Source organism: Pseudomonas sp. FW300-N2F2 (assembly GCF_017351655.1).
In the GTDB taxonomy this organism is placed as follows: Bacteria; Pseudomonadota; Gammaproteobacteria; order Pseudomonadales; family Pseudomonadaceae; genus Aquipseudomonas; species Aquipseudomonas fluorescens_AA.
In genome coordinates this window covers 318,951-334,440 of the sequence record NZ_JACNDQ010000003.1, presented here as the reverse complement: position 1 = coordinate 334,440, position 15,490 = coordinate 318,951, and the positions used below count along the sequence as shown (strand labels likewise).

The 15,490-nt window shown below is 62.6% G+C and carries 13 protein-coding genes; 10 read left to right on the top strand and 3 right to left on the bottom strand.

Annotated features, from left to right (window positions below; all coding sequences use genetic code 11):
* Positions 1 to 149: 149 nt before the first annotated feature.
* The 10 genes from J4E63_RS22315 (at position 150) to J4E63_RS22270 (ending at position 13,336) form a co-directional block, all read left to right on the top strand.
* Positions 150 to 2,369 (top strand): primosomal protein N', encoded by a 2,220-nt coding sequence (locus J4E63_RS22315; protein WP_207283381.1) that lies wholly within the window; start codon positions 150 to 152, stop codon positions 2,367 to 2,369.
* Between the two features lie 263 nt (positions 2,370 to 2,632).
* Positions 2,633 to 4,369 carry an arginine--tRNA ligase gene (gene argS / locus J4E63_RS22310; RefSeq protein WP_207283380.1) on the top strand — a complete coding sequence of 579 codons (1,737 nt, stop codon included), beginning with the start codon at positions 2,633 to 2,635 and terminating at the stop codon, positions 4,367 to 4,369.
* A gap of 1 nt (position 4,370) precedes the next feature.
* Positions 4,371 to 5,066, top strand: a complete 696-nt coding sequence (locus J4E63_RS22305; protein ID WP_003196959.1) for an SPOR domain-containing protein — start codon at positions 4,371 to 4,373, stop codon at positions 5,064 to 5,066.
* A gap of 256 nt (positions 5,067 to 5,322) precedes the next feature.
* Positions 5,323 to 5,853: an ATP-dependent protease subunit HslV gene (gene hslV / locus J4E63_RS22300; RefSeq protein WP_003196958.1), complete on the top strand. Its 531-nt coding sequence runs from the start codon at positions 5,323 to 5,325 to the stop codon at positions 5,851 to 5,853.
* A 50-nt stretch (positions 5,854 to 5,903) separates the two neighbouring features.
* Positions 5,904 to 7,241, top strand: a complete 1,338-nt coding sequence (hslU, locus tag J4E63_RS22295; RefSeq protein ID WP_060739566.1) for an ATP-dependent protease ATPase subunit HslU — start codon at positions 5,904 to 5,906, stop codon at positions 7,239 to 7,241.
* A gap of 165 nt (positions 7,242 to 7,406) precedes the next feature.
* Complete coding sequence (locus J4E63_RS22290) at positions 7,407 to 7,784, top strand: gamma-butyrobetaine hydroxylase-like domain-containing protein (protein WP_060739567.1); 378 nt, start codon at positions 7,407 to 7,409, stop codon at positions 7,782 to 7,784.
* A gap of 278 nt (positions 7,785 to 8,062) precedes the next feature.
* The gene (gene phaC, locus J4E63_RS22285; RefSeq protein ID WP_207283379.1) at positions 8,063 to 9,742 is read left to right on the top strand and encodes a class II poly(R)-hydroxyalkanoic acid synthase; all 1,680 of its coding nucleotides are present in this window, start codon (positions 8,063 to 8,065) and stop codon (positions 9,740 to 9,742) included.
* A 260-nt stretch (positions 9,743 to 10,002) separates the two neighbouring features.
* Positions 10,003 to 10,860 (top strand): poly(3-hydroxyalkanoate) depolymerase, encoded by an 858-nt coding sequence (phaZ, locus tag J4E63_RS22280; RefSeq protein ID WP_003186648.1) that lies wholly within the window; start codon positions 10,003 to 10,005, stop codon positions 10,858 to 10,860.
* Positions 10,861 to 10,972: 112 nt separating this feature from the next.
* Complete coding sequence (gene phaC / locus J4E63_RS22275; protein WP_207283378.1) at positions 10,973 to 12,655, top strand: class II poly(R)-hydroxyalkanoic acid synthase; 1,683 nt, start codon at positions 10,973 to 10,975, stop codon at positions 12,653 to 12,655.
* A 60-nt stretch (positions 12,656 to 12,715) separates the two neighbouring features.
* Positions 12,716 to 13,336, top strand: a complete 621-nt coding sequence (locus tag J4E63_RS22270; protein WP_060739570.1) for a TetR/AcrR family transcriptional regulator — start codon at positions 12,716 to 12,718, stop codon at positions 13,334 to 13,336.
* Positions 13,337 to 13,543: 207 nt separating this feature from the next.
* Here J4E63_RS22270 and J4E63_RS22265 read toward each other — a convergent pair whose 3' ends face one another.
* From J4E63_RS22265 to J4E63_RS22255, 3 genes are all read right to left on the bottom strand, one after another.
* The gene (locus J4E63_RS22265; RefSeq protein ID WP_207283377.1) at positions 13,544 to 14,443 is read right to left on the bottom strand and encodes a phasin family protein; all 900 of its coding nucleotides are present in this window, start codon (positions 14,441 to 14,443) and stop codon (positions 13,544 to 13,546) included.
* Positions 14,444 to 14,453: 10 nt separating this feature from the next.
* Positions 14,454 to 14,876 carry a phasin family protein gene (locus J4E63_RS22260; protein ID WP_060739572.1) on the bottom strand — a complete coding sequence of 141 codons (423 nt, stop codon included), beginning with the start codon at positions 14,874 to 14,876 and terminating at the stop codon, positions 14,454 to 14,456.
* Positions 14,877 to 15,142: 266 nt separating this feature from the next.
* Positions 15,143 to 15,418, bottom strand: a complete 276-nt coding sequence (locus J4E63_RS22255; protein WP_060739573.1) for a polyhydroxyalkanoic acid system family protein — start codon at positions 15,416 to 15,418, stop codon at positions 15,143 to 15,145.
* Between the last annotated feature and the right edge of the window lie 72 nt (positions 15,419 to 15,490).

The following is a 15,490-nucleotide window of genomic DNA, read 5'->3' as shown; positions in this document are numbered from 1 at the left end:
GCACAATCCCTGTGGGAGCGAGCTTGCTCGCGATAGCGATGGGTCAGTTGCGGTGATGTTGGCTGTGCCGCCGCTTTCGCAAGCAAGCTCGCTCCCACATTGAATCGCGCTCAGCCTTGCGAACTTGTCCGCTTACCGAGATTCCCCGCGTGCCCAACGCCATCCTGCGCCTCGCCCTGCCTTCACCTCTGCGCCGCCTGTTCGACTACCGTGCCCCCGCCGGGGTCCTGCGCGCCCAGTTGCAGCCGGGCATGCGCCTGCAGGTGCCGTTCGGCCGGCGGGAAATGATCGGCATCCTGGTGGAGGTCACCGATCACAGCGAGGTCCCGGTCGACAAGCTCAAACCAGCCCTGGCCCTGCTCGATGCCACGCCGCCGCTGCCCGCCGCGCTGTTCAAGTTGTGCCTGTGGACGTCCCAGTATTACCAGCACAGCCTCGGCGACACCCTGAGCTGGGCGCTGCCGGTGCTGCTGCGCCAGGGCGAGCTGGCCGAGGCGCGCCAGGAGCGGTTCTGGTCGGTGGCCCCAGGAGCCTCACTGGACGATCCGCGCATCGCCCGCGCGCCGCGCCAGCGCGAGGCCTTGGCGACCCTCGCCCAACACCCCCATGGCGTGGCCCACCAACTGCTGAGCAAACTGATGCTCAGCAAGGACAGCCTCGACCTGTTGCTGGCCAAGGACCTGGTCCAGGTGGAGATCCGCCGGCACGCCCCCGGCGCCCGCCACGAACATTGGCTGGCCCAGCCGGAACTGCCGCTCAACGCCGAACAGCGCGCCGCTTGCGAAGCGATTCGCGCAGGTTTCGACAGTTATCACGCCTTTCTGCTGGCGGGCGTCACCGGCAGCGGCAAGACCGAGGTCTACCTGCAACTGATCCGCCAGACCCTGGAGGCCGGCAAGCAGGCCCTGGTGCTGATTCCGGAAATCAACCTCGGCCCCCAGACCCTGGCGCGTTTCGAGCAACGCTTCAATGCGCGGATCGCCCTGGTGCACTCGGCAGTCAACGACCGCGAACGCCTGGAAGCCTGGCTCGCCGCCCGCGACGGCGAGGCCGATATCATCATCGGCACCCGCTCGGCCCTGTTCACGCCGATGAAAAACCCCGGTCTGATCATCATCGACGAAGAACACGACGGCTCTTATAAACAGCAGGAAGGCCTGCGCTATCACGCCCGCGACCTGGCGCTGGTGCGCGCCCGCCAGGAAAACATCCCGATCGTCCTCGGCTCGGCCACGCCTTCGCTGGAAAGCCTGCACAACGCCTACACCGGCCGCTACGGCCTGCTGCGCCTCAACGAACGGGCCGGCGGCGCCAAGCAACCGCGGTTCCTGCGCCTGGACGTGAAAAGTCGTCCACTGGACAGCGGTATTTCCGGGCCGATGCAGCAAGCCATCGGCCAGACCCTCGCCGCCGGGCAACAGGTCCTGGTGTTCCTCAATCGCCGCGGTTTTGCCCCGACCCTGCTGTGCCACGACTGCGGCTGGATGTCTGGCTGCGAACGCTGCGACGCGCGGATGACCGTGCATCAACGCCATGGCGAGCTGCGTTGCCATCATTGCGGCCACGTCGAACGCGTGCCAAGGCATTGCCCGCAGTGCGGCAAAGTGGACTTGCGCCCGGTCGGCGCCGGCACCGAGCGCGCCGAGGAACGGCTGGGCATCCTGTTTCCGGACTACCCGGTCTTGCGGGTGGATCGCGACAGCACCTCGCGCAAGGACGCGATGAACCAGCTGTTCGCAACGATCCAGAAGGGCCAGCCGTGCATATTGGTGGGCACGCAGATGCTCGCCAAGGGGCATCACTTCCCGCGGGTCACGCTGGTGTCGATCCTCGATGCCGATGGTGGGCTGTTCTCCGGCGACTTCCGCGCCAGCGAGCGCATGGCGCAGCTGATCGTCCAGGTCGCCGGCCGGGCCGGGCGGGCCGAGGAGCCGGGCAAAGTGATTATCCAGACGCACCTGGCCGATCACCCGCTGTTGATCCAACTGACCGAGCAGGGTTATTTCGCCTTCGCCGAACAGGCCTTGAGCGAACGCCGCAGCGCCGGCCTGCCACCCTTTTCCCACCTGGCGCTGCTACGGGCCGAAGCCCACAAGCCGGGGCAGGCCGAAGGTTTCCTCGATGAGGCCTGCAGCGAGGCGGAGCGTTTGCTGGCAGAGCAGAGCCTCACCGGCATCGAACTCCTGGGCCCGGTGCCAGCGCCGATGGAGCGCCGGGCCGGGCGCTATCGCGCGCAGCTTTTATTGCAGGCCAACGCCCGGGCCCCGCTGCATCGGCTATTGAGTGCCTGGTTGCTGGCGCTGGAGCAGATGCCCAGCGGACGGGCGGTGCGTTGGTCGCTGGATGTGGATCCGGTGGATTTGTATTGAATGGACCACAAACCTGCCCCTGTGGGAGCGAGCTTGCTCGCGATTGCGACGGTACAGTCGACACTACCGTCACTGACCCACCGCTATCGCGAGCAAGCTCGCTCCCACAGGTGGATCGAATTCATCCAGGCCAGCAAGAATAGTCACCACACATCCCCAACCGACCCGCTACAGTTGGCAAGCTCGTCCGGGCCACGGATAATGCCCAGTTTTTCCACCAGCGCATCGAAGCGCCGCCGCGCCTGCGGTTGAAAGAGAAGACCATGAAAGACACCATTCGCCAGCTCATCCAGCAAGCCATCGCCCAACTCGTCGCTGAAGGTGTGCTGCCAGAAGGCCTGTCGCCGGCGATTCAGGTCGAGAACACCCGCGACAAGACCCACGGCGACTTCGCCAGCAACATCGCGATGATGCTCGCCAAGCCGGCCGGCATGAAACCTCGCGACCTGGCGGAAAAAATCATCGCTGCGCTGCCGGCCGACGAAAACGTCAGCAAGGCTGACATTGCCGGCCCCGGGTTCATCAATTTCTTCCAGAACACCCAGGCCCTGGCTTCGCGCCTGGATGCGGCCCTGGCCGACGAACGCATTGGCGTGCGCAAGGCCGGCCCCTTGCAGCGCACCGTGGTCGACCTCTCGGCCCCCAACCTCGCCAAGGAAATGCACGTCGGCCACCTGCGCTCGACCATCATCGGCGACGGCGTGGCCCGGGTCCTGGAGTTTCTCGGCGACACCGTGATCCGCCAGAACCACGTTGGCGACTGGGGCACCCAGTTCGGCATGCTGATGGCCTACCTGCAGGAAAACCCGATCACCAGCGACGAGCTGTCGGACCTGGAGAACTTCTACCGCGCCGCCAAGCAACGCTTCGACGAGTCGCCCGAGTTCGCCGACCGTGCCCGTGGCCTGGTGGTCAAGCTGCAGGCCGGCGATGCCGAGTGCCTGGCGCTGTGGAGCAAGTTCAAGGACATCTCCCTGTCCCACTGCCAGAAAATCTACGAGCTGCTGAACGTCAAGTTGACCATGGCCGACGTGATGGGTGAAAGCGCCTACAACGACGACCTGGTCAACGTGGTCAACGACCTCAGGGCCAAGGGCCTGCTGGTGGAAAGCAACGGCGCCCAGTGCGTGTTCCTCGACCAGTTCAAGACCGCCGACGGCGAGCCACTGCCGGTGATCATCGTCAAGGCCGACGGCGGCTACCTCTACGCCACCACCGACCTGGCGGCCGTGCGCTACCGCAACAGCGTGCTCAAGGCCGATCGAGTGCTGTACTTCGTCGACCAGCGCCAGGCCCTGCACTTCCAGCAAGTGTTCGAAGTGGCGCGCCTGGCCGGCTTCGTGACCCGCCCGATGGAAATGGAACACATGGGTTTCGGCACCATGAACGGCGCCGACGGCCGCCCGTTCAAGACCCGCGATGGCGGCACGGTGAAGCTGATCGACCTGCTGACCGAAGCCCAGGACCGCGCCTACACCCTGGTCAAGGGCAAGAACCCGGACCTGGCCGAGGACGAACTGCGCAAGATCGCCAAGGTGGTGGGCATCGACGCGGTGAAATACGCCGACCTGTCCAAGCACCGCACCAGCGACTACAGCTTCAACTTCGACCTGATGCTCAACTTCGAAGGCAACACCGCGCCGTACCTGCTGTACGCCTACACCCGCGTGGCGGGGGTGTTCCGCAAGCTCGGCAAGGGTTTTAACGAAGTGGACGGCCAGATCGTGCTCGAGGCCCCTCAGGAACAGGAGCTGGCGGCGAAGCTGGCGCAGTTCGGCGAGGTCCTGAACAACGTCGCCGACAAGGGCACGCCGCACACCCTGTGCGCCTACCTGTACGATGTGGCCGGCCTGTTCTCCAGTTTCTACGAGAACTGCCCGATCCTCAATGCGCAAACCCCGGAGCAAATGCAGAGCCGCCTGCGCCTCGCCGCGCTGACCGGGCGCACGCTCAAGCAAGGCCTGGAACTGCTGGGCCTGGAAACCCTGGAGCGCATGTAAGTTGGCCGCCAAGAAAAAACCTGCACCCAAGCGCGGCGCCAGTCGTTACCAGCCTCCAGCCAAAAAACCGATTCCAGGTTGGTTGTGGATGGCCATCGGCCTGACCGTCGGCGCGTTCATTGTGTTCTTGATGAAGCTGGAGCCGGGCCAGGGCGATGACGTCAAGCGCGTCCGGCAAGAGCAGCAGAAAGCCACCCGCATCGCCGAGGCCAACAAGACCCCGCCGAGCCCGACACAACCGGTGAAGCCGAAGTACGACTTCTACACGTTGCTGCCGGAATCGGAAGTCATCGTGCCGCCCGATGCCGTGCCGGAGAAAACCCTGCCGACGCCGCAAGTGCCCACCACGCCGGTGACCCCGGCCGAAGCGGCGAAGATCGACACCGCTCGCGCCCAGGCGGCCCTGGCCGGCATCACGCCGCCACCGGCCCCACCGGTGCAGAAAGCCGCGCCGGTGACGAAGTTCTTCCTGCAGGCCGGCTCGTTCCGCAAGGAAGCCGACGCCGACAAGGTCCGCGCGCAGATTATTCTGCTGGGCCAATCCGTGTCCGTGGAATCCGGGACGGTGAAGGACGAAACCTGGTACCGGGTACTGGTCGGCCCGTTCAGCAACCGCGAGGAACTGACCAAGGCCCAGAAACAATTGGCGGGCAGTGGTTTCAGCAACCTGTTGTTACAACAACGCCAGAGCCGCTGATTCCCACCGAGAACGCCTGTGGCTATGGCTTTTGTGGCGAGGGAGCTTGCTCCCGCTGGGCTGCGCAGCAGCCCCCAAAAGCCTGGGACCGCTACGCGGTCCAGCGGGAGCAAGCTCCCTCGCCACAGAGCATTTCTTTGACACAAACGGCCAGATGCCGCTCGTCCCCTCCCCCACCCCGCAGTTGAAAAACCCCACGCCACCCCCATATGAGTTCCATCCGGGCATTTTCGCCCCGCTGCGTGGAGACTCTCCCTTGACCACCATCGTTTCAGTCCGCCGTCATGGCAAAGTCGTCATGGGCGGCGACGGCCAGGTTTCACTGGGCAACACCGTGATGAAAGGCAACGCGAAAAAAGTCCGTCGCCTGTATCACGGCGAGGTCATCGCCGGGTTCGCCGGCGCCACCGCCGACGCTTTCACCCTGTTCGAACGATTCGAAGGCCAGCTTGAAAAACACCAGGGCCATCTGGTCCGCGCCGCCGTGGAGCTGGCCAAGGAATGGCGGACCGACCGCTCCCTGAGCCGCCTCGAAGCCATGCTCGCGGTCGCCAACAAGGACGCCTCGCTGATCATCACCGGCAACGGCGACGTCGTTGAGCCCGAGGATGGCTTGATCGCCATGGGTTCCGGCGGTGCCTACGCCCAGGCCGCGGCCAGCGCCCTGCTGAAAAAAACCGACCTGTCGGCCCGTGAGATCGTCGAGACTGCCTTGGGCATCGCCGGCGACATCTGTGTCTTCACCAACCACACCCAGACCATTGAGGAGCAGGACCTCGCCGAATAAGCCTGCCACCCGTGCACCGGCTCATTCTTGCTTGAGGACCGCCAATTATTATGTCCATGACTCCCCGCGAAATCGTCCACGAACTCAACCGCCATATCATCGGCCAGGACGATGCCAAGCGCGCCGTCGCCATCGCCCTGCGTAACCGCTGGCGCCGGATGCAGCTGCCCGAAGAGCTGCGCGTCGAAGTGACCCCCAAGAACATCCTGATGATCGGCCCGACCGGTGTCGGCAAGACCGAAATCGCCCGGCGCCTGGCCAAGCTCGCCAATGCACCGTTCATCAAGGTCGAAGCCACCAAGTTCACCGAAGTCGGCTATGTCGGCCGCGACGTCGAGTCGATCATCCGTGACCTGGCCGATGCCGCGATCAAGCTGCTGCGCGAACAGGAAATCACCAAGGTCCGCCACCGCGCCGAAGACGCCGCCGAAGAGCGCATCCTTGACGCCCTGCTGCCACCGGCGCGCATGGGCTTCAACGCCGACGCCGCCGCGACCCAGGATTCCAACACCCGCCAGCTGTTCCGCAAGCGCCTGCGCGAAGGCCAGCTGGACGACAAGGAAATCGAGATCGAAGTGGCCGAGATGGCCGGCGTCGACATTTCCGCGCCGCCGGGCATGGAAGAAATGACCAACCAGTTGCAGAGCCTGTTCGCCAACATGGGCAAGGGCAAGAAGAAAAGCCGCAAGCTCAAGGTCAAGGACGCGCTGAAGCTGGTGCGCGACGAAGAAGCCGGTCGCCTGGTCAACGAAGAAGAATTGAAGGCCAAGGCCCTGGAAGCGGTCGAACAGCATGGCATCGTGTTCATCGACGAAATCGACAAGGTCGCCAAGCGCGGCAATGTCGGCGGCGCCGATGTGTCCCGCGAAGGTGTACAACGCGACCTGCTGCCGCTGATCGAAGGTTGCACGGTCAACACCAAGCTGGGCATGGTCAAGACCGACCACATCCTGTTCATCGCCTCCGGTGCGTTCCACCTGAGCAAGCCGAGCGACCTGGTGCCGGAGCTGCAAGGCCGCCTGCCGATCCGCGTCGAACTCAAGGCGCTGACGCCGGAAGACTTCGAACGCATCCTGAGCGAGCCCCATGCGTCCCTGACCGAACAGTACTGCGCGCTGCTCAAGACCGAAGGCCTGAGCATCGAGTTCACGCCAGAAGGCATCAAGCGCCTGGCCCAGATCGCCTGGCAGGTCAACGAGAAGACCGAGAACATCGGTGCCCGTCGCCTGCACACGCTGCTCGAACGCTTGCTCGAGGAAGTGTCGTTCAGCGCCGGCGACCTGGCCAGCGCCCACAACGAAGCGCCGATCCTCATCGACGCCGAGTACGTCAACAGCCACTTGGGTGAATTGGCGCAGAACGAAGACCTGTCGCGGTATATCCTGTAACCCACCGACAGATTTCCCGGGACCTGTGGGAGCGAGCTTGCTCGCGATGGCGGCATCACATTCAACCCATGAGTTGACTGTCAAACCGCTATCGCGAGCAAGCTCGCTCCCACATGGACCGTGTCGCTTTTGCAGAAGGCATCCTTCCGAGACGGATCACAGGCCATGACCAAACTCCCCACCGCCATCAACCTGCACAAAGCCTCCAAGACCCTGACGCTCAAATACGCGCCGGACGAGGAGTACCACCTGCCGGCCGAATTCCTGCGGGTGCACTCGCCTTCCGCCGAGGTCCAGGGCCATGGCAAACCCATCCTGCAATACGGCAAGCTCAACGTTGCCCTGACCAAGGTCGAACCGGCCGGCCAGTACGCACTGAAACTGACCTTCGACGACGGCCACGACAGCGGATTGTTCACCTGGGACTATCTCTACCAGTTGGCGGTGCGCCAGCAGGACCTGTGGAACGATTATCTTGGCGAACTCAAGGCCGCCGGAAAAACCCGCGATCCGAACGCGTCCGTCGTCAAGCTGATGCTCTAGCTCAAGGGCTGGCGCTTTAGGGCGATTTTTCTAGACTCATCTGCTTGAATGCCCGCGCAGCAACGTCAATGACTGGCCTGCTTGCGAAAAAAATTAAACTCGGGTAACCAATGGAGCTGGCAAGTTCCCTGCAAAGGAACCGGCGAGTTCCTGGCATACGTTTCCTCATTGGCCCTCGATGCGGAATTAATGGTCACCCGAGCAGCGTACCTGGTATCGGATGTGTGGCTTCATGGCACCAACCGGGTACTCGTCTGAAGGACAATGGAGCGTCGTAGATGAGCAACAAGAACAACGATGACCTGAAGTACCAGGCCTCGGAAAACACCCTGGGGTTGAATCCCGTCGTCGGCTTGCGCAGGAAAGACCTGCTGGCCTCTGCCCGCATGGTGCTGAAGCAGGCCATCAGGCAACCGCTGCACAGCGTCAAGCATGTCGCCCATTTCAGCGTCGAACTCAAGAATGTCCTGTTCGGCAAATCCGAACTGCAACCGGCCGGCGACGACCGTCGCTTCGCCGACCCGGCGTGGAGCCAGAACCCGCTCTACAAACGCTACCTGCAAACCTACCTGGCGTGGCGCAAGGAGCTGCACGCCTGGATCGACGACAGCAGCCTCTCGCCCGCGGACATCAGCCGCGGGCATTTCGTGATCAACCTGATGACCGAAGCCATGGCCCCGACCAATTCGGCGGCCAACCCGGCGGCGGTCAAGCGCTTCTTCGAAACCGGCGGCAAGAGCCTGCTGGACGGCCTGTCCCACCTGGCCAAGGACCTGGTGCACAACGGCGGGATGCCGAGCCAGGTGAACATGGGCGCGTTCGAGGTCGGCAAGAGCCTGGGCGTGACCGAAGGCGCCGTGGTGTTTCGCAACGACGTGCTGGAGCTGATCCAGTACCGGCCCATCACCGAGCAGGTCCACGAGCGCCCCCTGCTGGTTGTACCGCCACAGATCAACAAGTTCTACGTGTTCGACCTGAGCCCGGACAAGAGCCTGGCGCGCTTCTGCCTGCGCAGCAACGTGCAGACCTTCATCGTCAGCTGGCGCAACCCCACCAAGGAGCAGCGCGAGTGGGGCCTGTCGACCTACATCGAGGCGCTCAAGGAAGCGGTGGACGTGGTCACGGCCATCACCGGCAGCAAGGACGTGAACATGCTCGGCGCCTGCTCGGGCGGCATCACCTGCACCGCGCTGCTGGGCCACTACGCCGCCCTCGGCGAGAAAAAGGTCAATGCCCTGACCTTGCTGGTGAGCGTGCTCGACACCACCCTGGACACCGACGTGGCGCTGTTCGTCGACGAACAGACCCTCGAAGCGGCCAAGCGCCACTCCTACCAGGCCGGCGTACTCGAAGGCCGCGACATGGCCAAGGTCTTCGCCTGGATGCGCCCCAACGACCTGATCTGGAACTATTGGGTCAACAATTACCTGTTGGGCAACGAACCGCCCGTGTTCGACATCCTGTTCTGGAACAACGACACCACGCGGCTGCCGGCGGCGTTCCACGGCGACCTCATCGAAATGTTCAAGAACAATCCACTGATCCGCCCCAACGCACTGGAAGTGTGCGGCACCCCCATCGATCTCAAGCAGGTCACCGCCGACATCTTCTCCCTGGCCGGCACCAACGACCACATCACGCCGTGGAAGTCCTGCTACAAGTCGGCGCAGTTGTTTGGCGGCAAGGTGGAGTTCGTGCTGTCGAGCAGCGGGCATATCCAGAGCATCCTCAACCCGCCAGGCAACCCCAAGTCGCGCTACATGACCAGTGATGACATGCCGGCCAAGGCCGAAGACTGGCAGGAGAATTCAACCAAGCACACCGACTCCTGGTGGCTGCATTGGCAGGCCTGGCAGGCCGAGCGCTCGGGCAAACTGAAAAAAGCCCCGACCGCGCTGGGCAACAAGGCCTATCCGGCCGGTGAAGCGGCGCCCGGCACCTATGTGCATGAGCGGTAAGGGATGCAACTCGTCTGCTGCGGGGTGGGCTTGCTCACGAATACATTCCGCCAGCCGACACTGAATGCAAGGCCCACAGCGCTGGCGAACATAAAATCCATGTTCACAGCAGATCCCCCTGTGGGAGCGAGCTTGCTCGCGATGACGGCGGTACATCCAACATCAATGTAGGCTGACACACCGTTATCGCGAGCAAGCTCGCTCCCACAGGGGATCGGGGAAAAATGAAAGACAGCGACCCAACCCACAGGGCTTGAAGCATGCCGCAACCGTACATCTTCCGTACCGTCGATCTGGATGGCCAGACCTTGCGCACCGCGGTACGTCCCGGCAAGCCTCACTTGACGCCCTTGCTGATTTTCAACGGCATCGGCGCCAACCTCGAGCTGGTGTTCCCGTTCATCCAGGCCCTGGACCCGGACCTGGAAGTCATCGCCTTTGACGTGCCCGGCGTCGGCGGTTCATCGACGCCCAACCGGCCGTATCGCTTTCCGGGCCTGGCCAAGCTCACCGCGCGAATGCTCGATTACCTCGACTACGGGCAGGTCAACGTGATCGGCGTGTCCTGGGGGGGCGCCCTGGCCCAGCAGTTTGCCTATGACTACCCGGAGCGCTGCAAGAAGCTGGTGCTGGCGGCCACGGCTGCCGGGGCGGTGATGGTGCCGGGCAAACCGAAGGTGCTGTGGATGATGGCCAGCCCCCGGCGCTACGTTCAGCCTTCCCATGTGATGCGTATCGCACCGCTGATCTATGGCGGTTCGTTCCGTCGTGACCCGAGCCTGGCGGCCAGCCACGCGGCCAAGGTTCGTTCGGCGGGCAAGCTCGGTTATTACTGGCAACTGTTCGCCGGCCTCGGCTGGACCAGCATCCATTGGCTGCACAAGATCCACCAGCCCACACTGGTGCTGGCCGGCGATGACGACCCGCTGATTCCTTTGATCAACATGCGCATGCTGGCTTGGCGCATTCCCAACGCCCAATTGCACATCATTGATGATGGCCATCTGTTCCTGATCACCCGGGCCGAGGCGGTGGCGCCGATCATCATGAAGTTCCTGGAGGAAGAACGTCAGCGTGCCGTGATGCATCCGCATCCCTCGCCGCTGGGGGGCGGCTGAAACCGCCCATTTGCGCCTGGCAGGACGCCGGATCGCGCAGCGACCCGAAACAGCGACTATGTTGTCTGGTTCGGTGTGTTTGTTTTTAGCCTGATGACGAAGGAGTTGACTCATGCGCGACAGACCGGCGAAGGGTTCCATGCCCGCCCCTGCCAGTTTCATCAACGCACAAAGTGCGGTCACCGGCCTGCGTGGCAGGGACCTGCTGTCCACTTTGCGCAGCGTGGCCGCACACGGCTTGCGCAACCCGGTGCACAGTGCCCGGCATGCGTTGAAACTGGGTAGTCAATTGGGCCGTGTGTTGCTGGGCGAAACCCTGCACCCCACCAACCCCAACGACCCGCGTTTCGCCGACCCCACCTGGCAGCTCAATCCATTCTACCGCCGCAGCCTGCAGGCCTACCTGAGCTGGCAAAAACAGGTCAAGAGCTGGATTGACGAAAGCGACATGAGCCAGGATGACCGCGCCCGCGCCCACTTCGCCTTCGCCCTGCTCAACGACGCCGTATCGCCGTCCAATACCTTGCTCAACCCGCTGGCGGTCAAGGAACTGTTCAACTCCGGCGGCGCCAGCCTGGTTCGAGGCATCAGCCATCTGGTGGACGACCTGCTGCACAACGACGGCTTGCCGCGGCAAACCACGCCCCATGCCTTTGAAGTCGGCAAGACCCTGGCGACCACACCCGGCTCGGTGGTGTTTCGCAACGAATTGCTCGAACTGATCCAGTACCGGCCCATGAGCGAAAAGCAGTACGCCAAGCCATTGCTGATCGTGCCGCCACAGATCAACAAGTTCTACATTTTCGACCTCAGCCCCTCCAACAGCTTCGTCCAGTACGCCCTGAAAAACGGTTTGCAGGTGTTCATCATCAGTTGGCGCAACCCTGACGTACGCCACCGCGAATGGGGCTTGTCCAGCTATGTCGAGGCCACGGAAGAGGCCATGAACGTCTGCCGGGCGATCACCGGCGCCCGTGAGGTCAACCTGATGGGCGCCTGCGCCGGTGGCATGACCATCGCCGCCCTGCAAGGCCACCTGCAAGCCAAGCGCCAGCTGCGTCGGGTCGCCAGCGCCACGTACCTGGTGAGCCTGCTGGACAGTCAGATCGACAGCCAGGCCACGCTGTTCATCGACGAGCAGACCCTCGAGGCCGCCAAGCGCCGCTCCTACCAGAAGGGCATTCTCGATGGTCGCGACATGGCCCGGGTGTTCGCCTGGATGCGCCCCAACGACCTGATCTGGACCTACTTCATCAACAACTACCTGCTGGGCAAAGAGCCGCCGGCTTTCGACATTCTCTACTGGAACAACGACTGCACCCGGCTGCCGGCGGCTTACCACGGCGATCTGTTGGACTTCTTCAAGCACAACCCACTGACCCACCCCGGCGGCCTGGAAGTGTGCGGCACGCCCATCGACCTGCAGAAAGTGACGGTGGACAGCTTCAGCGTGGCCGGCATCAACGACCACATCACGCCCTGGGACGCCGTCTATCGCTCGACGCTGTTGCTCGGTGGCGACAAACGCTTCGTGCTTTCCAACAGTGGCCATGTCCAGAGCATTCTCAACCCGCCGGGCAACCCCAAGGCCAACTACATCGAAAGCGCAAAAATGAGCAGCGACCCACGGGCCTGGTACTACGACGCCGCCCACGTCGAAGGGAGCTGGTGGACACAATGGCTGGGCTGGATCCAGGAGCGCTCCGGCGCCCAGCACGAAACCCAGATGACCTTGGGCAACGCGAACTACCCGCCTCTGGACGCCGCCCCCGGCACCTATGTTCGCGTGCGCTGAAGCCCCTACCCCACGGCCAGACCATTGGCCGTGGCACGACTCGATCATTAAGAAGACCGGATGAAAACCCGCGACCGCATCCTTGAATGTGCCCTGCAATTATTCAACGAAAAGGGCGAACCGAACGTATCCACGATGGAAGTTGCCAACGAAATGGGCATCAGCCCAGGCAACCTCTACTACCACTTCCATGGCAAGGAACCGCTGATCCTCGGGTTGTTCGAGCGCTTCCAGAGCGAACTGGCACCGCTGCTGGACCCACCGGCGGATGCGCAGTTGGCGCCGGAAGACTACTGGCTGTTCCTGCACTTGATCGTCGAGCGCCTGGCCCAGTACCGGTTTCTGTTCCAGGACCTGTCGAACCTGGCCGGGCGCCTGCCGAAGCTGGCCAAGGGCATCCGTCAATTGCTCAACGCCCTGAAGCGAACCCTCGCCTCACTCCTGGCGCAGCTCAAGGCCCAGGATCTGCTGGTCAGCGATACCCAGGCCCTGGGGCAACTGGTGGAGCAGATCACCATGACGTTGCTGTTCTCCCTGGACTACCAGCGGATCCTGGACCGCGAGGGCGAGGTTCGACTGGTGGTCTACCAGATCATGATGCTGGTGGCACCGCACCTGCCGCCCGCGACCAAGGTGGCGACGGAGCGCCTGGCGTTGCGGTACCTGGAAGAGCATGACTGACGACCAGCAGTGGAAGATCCATTGTGGGAGCGAGCTTGCTCGCGATAGCGGTGTATCAGTCAAGATCAATACTGCTGACCCACCGCTATCGCGAGCAAGCTCGCTCCCACATTGTTTTCCGGGTGATTTCAAGGTTTGAGATTGACCCGCGTACAAACAAAAACGCCCGACCTTCACAGGCCGGGCGTTTTTGCATGTCCCGCAGAATCAGGACTGGGTGGAAGGCGTCGTTGGAGCCGCCGTTGGTGCTGGAGTGGCGACCGGGGTCGGCGCCGCGGCGGAGTTCGCCGTGCTCGCCGGGGTTGCCGGTTTGGCGGCCGCGGTTGGCGCCTTGGGTGCGGCAGCTTTTGGCGCGGCCGGTTTTTTCACGGCAGGCTTTTTCGCCGCAGCGGGTTTGGCCGCCGCTTTTACCGCTGGCTTGGCTGCAGGCTTAGCCGCTGCGGGTTTAGCTGCAGCCGTCTTGGTCGCTGGCTTGGCAGCCGGTTTGGCGGCGGGCTTGGCTGCCGCTTTCGCCGCTACCGGTTTGGCCGTCGCCTTGGCAGCAGGTTTGGCCGCTGCGGTTTTAGCCGCAGGCTTGGCCGCTGCTTTCGCCGCTGGTTTGGCGGCGGGTTTTGCCGCAGCCTTGACCAGTGGTTTGGCTGCCGTTTTAGCGGCCGGTTTGGCCGCCGCCGTCTTGGTCGCCACGGGTGCGACTTTGGCGCCGGTGAGTTTTTCGATCTGCTTGGTCAGGGTGTCGACCTTGCTGTGCAGCGCCTTGACTTCATTACGGCTCGGCACGCCCAGGCGCGAGATCGCGCTGTTCAGGCGCTTGTCGAAAGCCCCTTCCAGTTCGTCCCATTTACCCAGTGCCCGATCCTTCACGCCGCCGATGCGCGACTTGGCGGACTCGGCAGAGTCCTTGGCGGCATCGACCTGTTTGCCGACCGCCGTCTTGGTGAGTTTTTCGGCCTTTTCGCCGTCCTTAACCAGGGACTCGAAGAGCTTGCTGCCGTCAGTGTCGATCTTCGAGTACACGCCTAAACCAGCAAGCCAGATTTTGCGGGAATATTTTTCAATCTTCCCGGCCCACGAGCTGCCCTCTTTTTCTGTGATTTTTTTGCCAGCCATCCCGTTCTCCTTAATGTTTACGCGCGACACGTTCGAGCAATGCTGTCAGCTCATCGAGCTTAGCAGAGAGTGTCTCAACGTCATGTTTAGACGGAATGCCGATACGATTCAAGGCACTTGCAACACGAGCATCGAATACCTTCTCGACTTTATCGAGTTGTACTTCAACCCGGGCCTTGAAAGTATTGACGTCACTCTTGGCTTCAATCAATTCGCTGTTGGCCGCTTCAAGTTTCCCGGCAATTTTCTTTTTGCCTTTGGTTTCAATAACTTCGCCAGCCTTTACCAACTCCTGGAAGTACCCGCTGCCTTCCTGGCCGACCTTCGTGTAGGCGCCCAGGCCAGCCAGCCAGATCTTGCGCGCGTACGTTTTCACGTCGCTGAGCGTGGAAGATTCAACGTCGGTTTTTTTCTTCAGAATAACTTTGGCCATGGTGCACCTCACTCGAAAAAAGGTTTGAGGAACTGCCCGCACATGGACGGGCTCAGGCACAAAGTAGTGACAATAATTAGAAACGGCACCCTAACAACTGACACAAAACCGGAGGGCGATGACTTTCCCTGTGGGAGCGAGCTTGCTCGCGATGGCGGAGTGTCAGCCAACCTTGATGTGACTGAAACAATGCAATCGCGAGCAAGCTCGCTCCCACAGGGTGGGGTGGTGAATTTCAACTTTGCGTTAACCTCCCTTTCGGTCGATCAAGCCAACGCCTTATCCAGCGCCTTTTCAATTTCCGTCTTGATCGTGCCGCTCATGGCCGACATCAACATGCCCAGTTCCACGTCGACGCGGATCGAATCCTCGCCCACATGCACTTCGCCCTTGACCCCGGAACGCTTGAGTTTCAGGGTGTCGCCCACCCACTGCGGCTCCAGGCCATAGCTGTCGGACAACTTCTGCGCCAGCTTGTCGGCTTTCTCTCGCGCCGCTTCCTTGCCCAGGCCATGGGCACGCTCAACAGTTATACGGGCCATCGGGTGACTCCTGTTTTATCGGGACTTGCCTGAACGTTTCAGACCCTGGCTGCGTCAAAACGTCCCGGCGGT

What these genes read in the sequence shown, in the direction of transcription:
- J4E63_RS22270 (WP_060739570.1), top strand. Translation starts at nt 12,716, where the DNA reads ATGAAAACCCGCGACCGCATCCTTGAATGTGCCCTGCAATTATTCAAC.
- phaC (WP_207283378.1), top strand. Translation starts at nt 10,973, where the DNA reads ATGCGCGACAGACCGGCGAAGGGTTCCATGCCCGCCCCTGCCAGTTTC.
- phaZ (WP_003186648.1), top strand. Translation starts at nt 10,003, where the DNA reads ATGCCGCAACCGTACATCTTCCGTACCGTCGATCTGGATGGCCAGACC.
- phaC (WP_207283379.1), top strand. Translation starts at nt 8,063, where the DNA reads ATGAGCAACAAGAACAACGATGACCTGAAGTACCAGGCCTCGGAAAAC.
- hslU (WP_060739566.1), top strand. Translation starts at nt 5,904, where the DNA reads ATGTCCATGACTCCCCGCGAAATCGTCCACGAACTCAACCGCCATATC.
- J4E63_RS22255 (WP_060739573.1), bottom strand. Translation starts at nt 15,418, where the DNA reads ATGGCCCGTATAACTGTTGAGCGTGCCCATGGCCTGGGCAAGGAAGCG.
- J4E63_RS22260 (WP_060739572.1), bottom strand. Translation starts at nt 14,876, where the DNA reads ATGGCCAAAGTTATTCTGAAGAAAAAAACCGACGTTGAATCTTCCACG.
- J4E63_RS22290 (WP_060739567.1), top strand. Translation starts at nt 7,407, where the DNA reads ATGACCAAACTCCCCACCGCCATCAACCTGCACAAAGCCTCCAAGACC.
- J4E63_RS22265 (WP_207283377.1), bottom strand. Translation starts at nt 14,443, where the DNA reads ATGGCTGGCAAAAAAATCACAGAAAAAGAGGGCAGCTCGTGGGCCGGG.
- argS (WP_207283380.1), top strand. Translation starts at nt 2,633, where the DNA reads ATGAAAGACACCATTCGCCAGCTCATCCAGCAAGCCATCGCCCAACTC.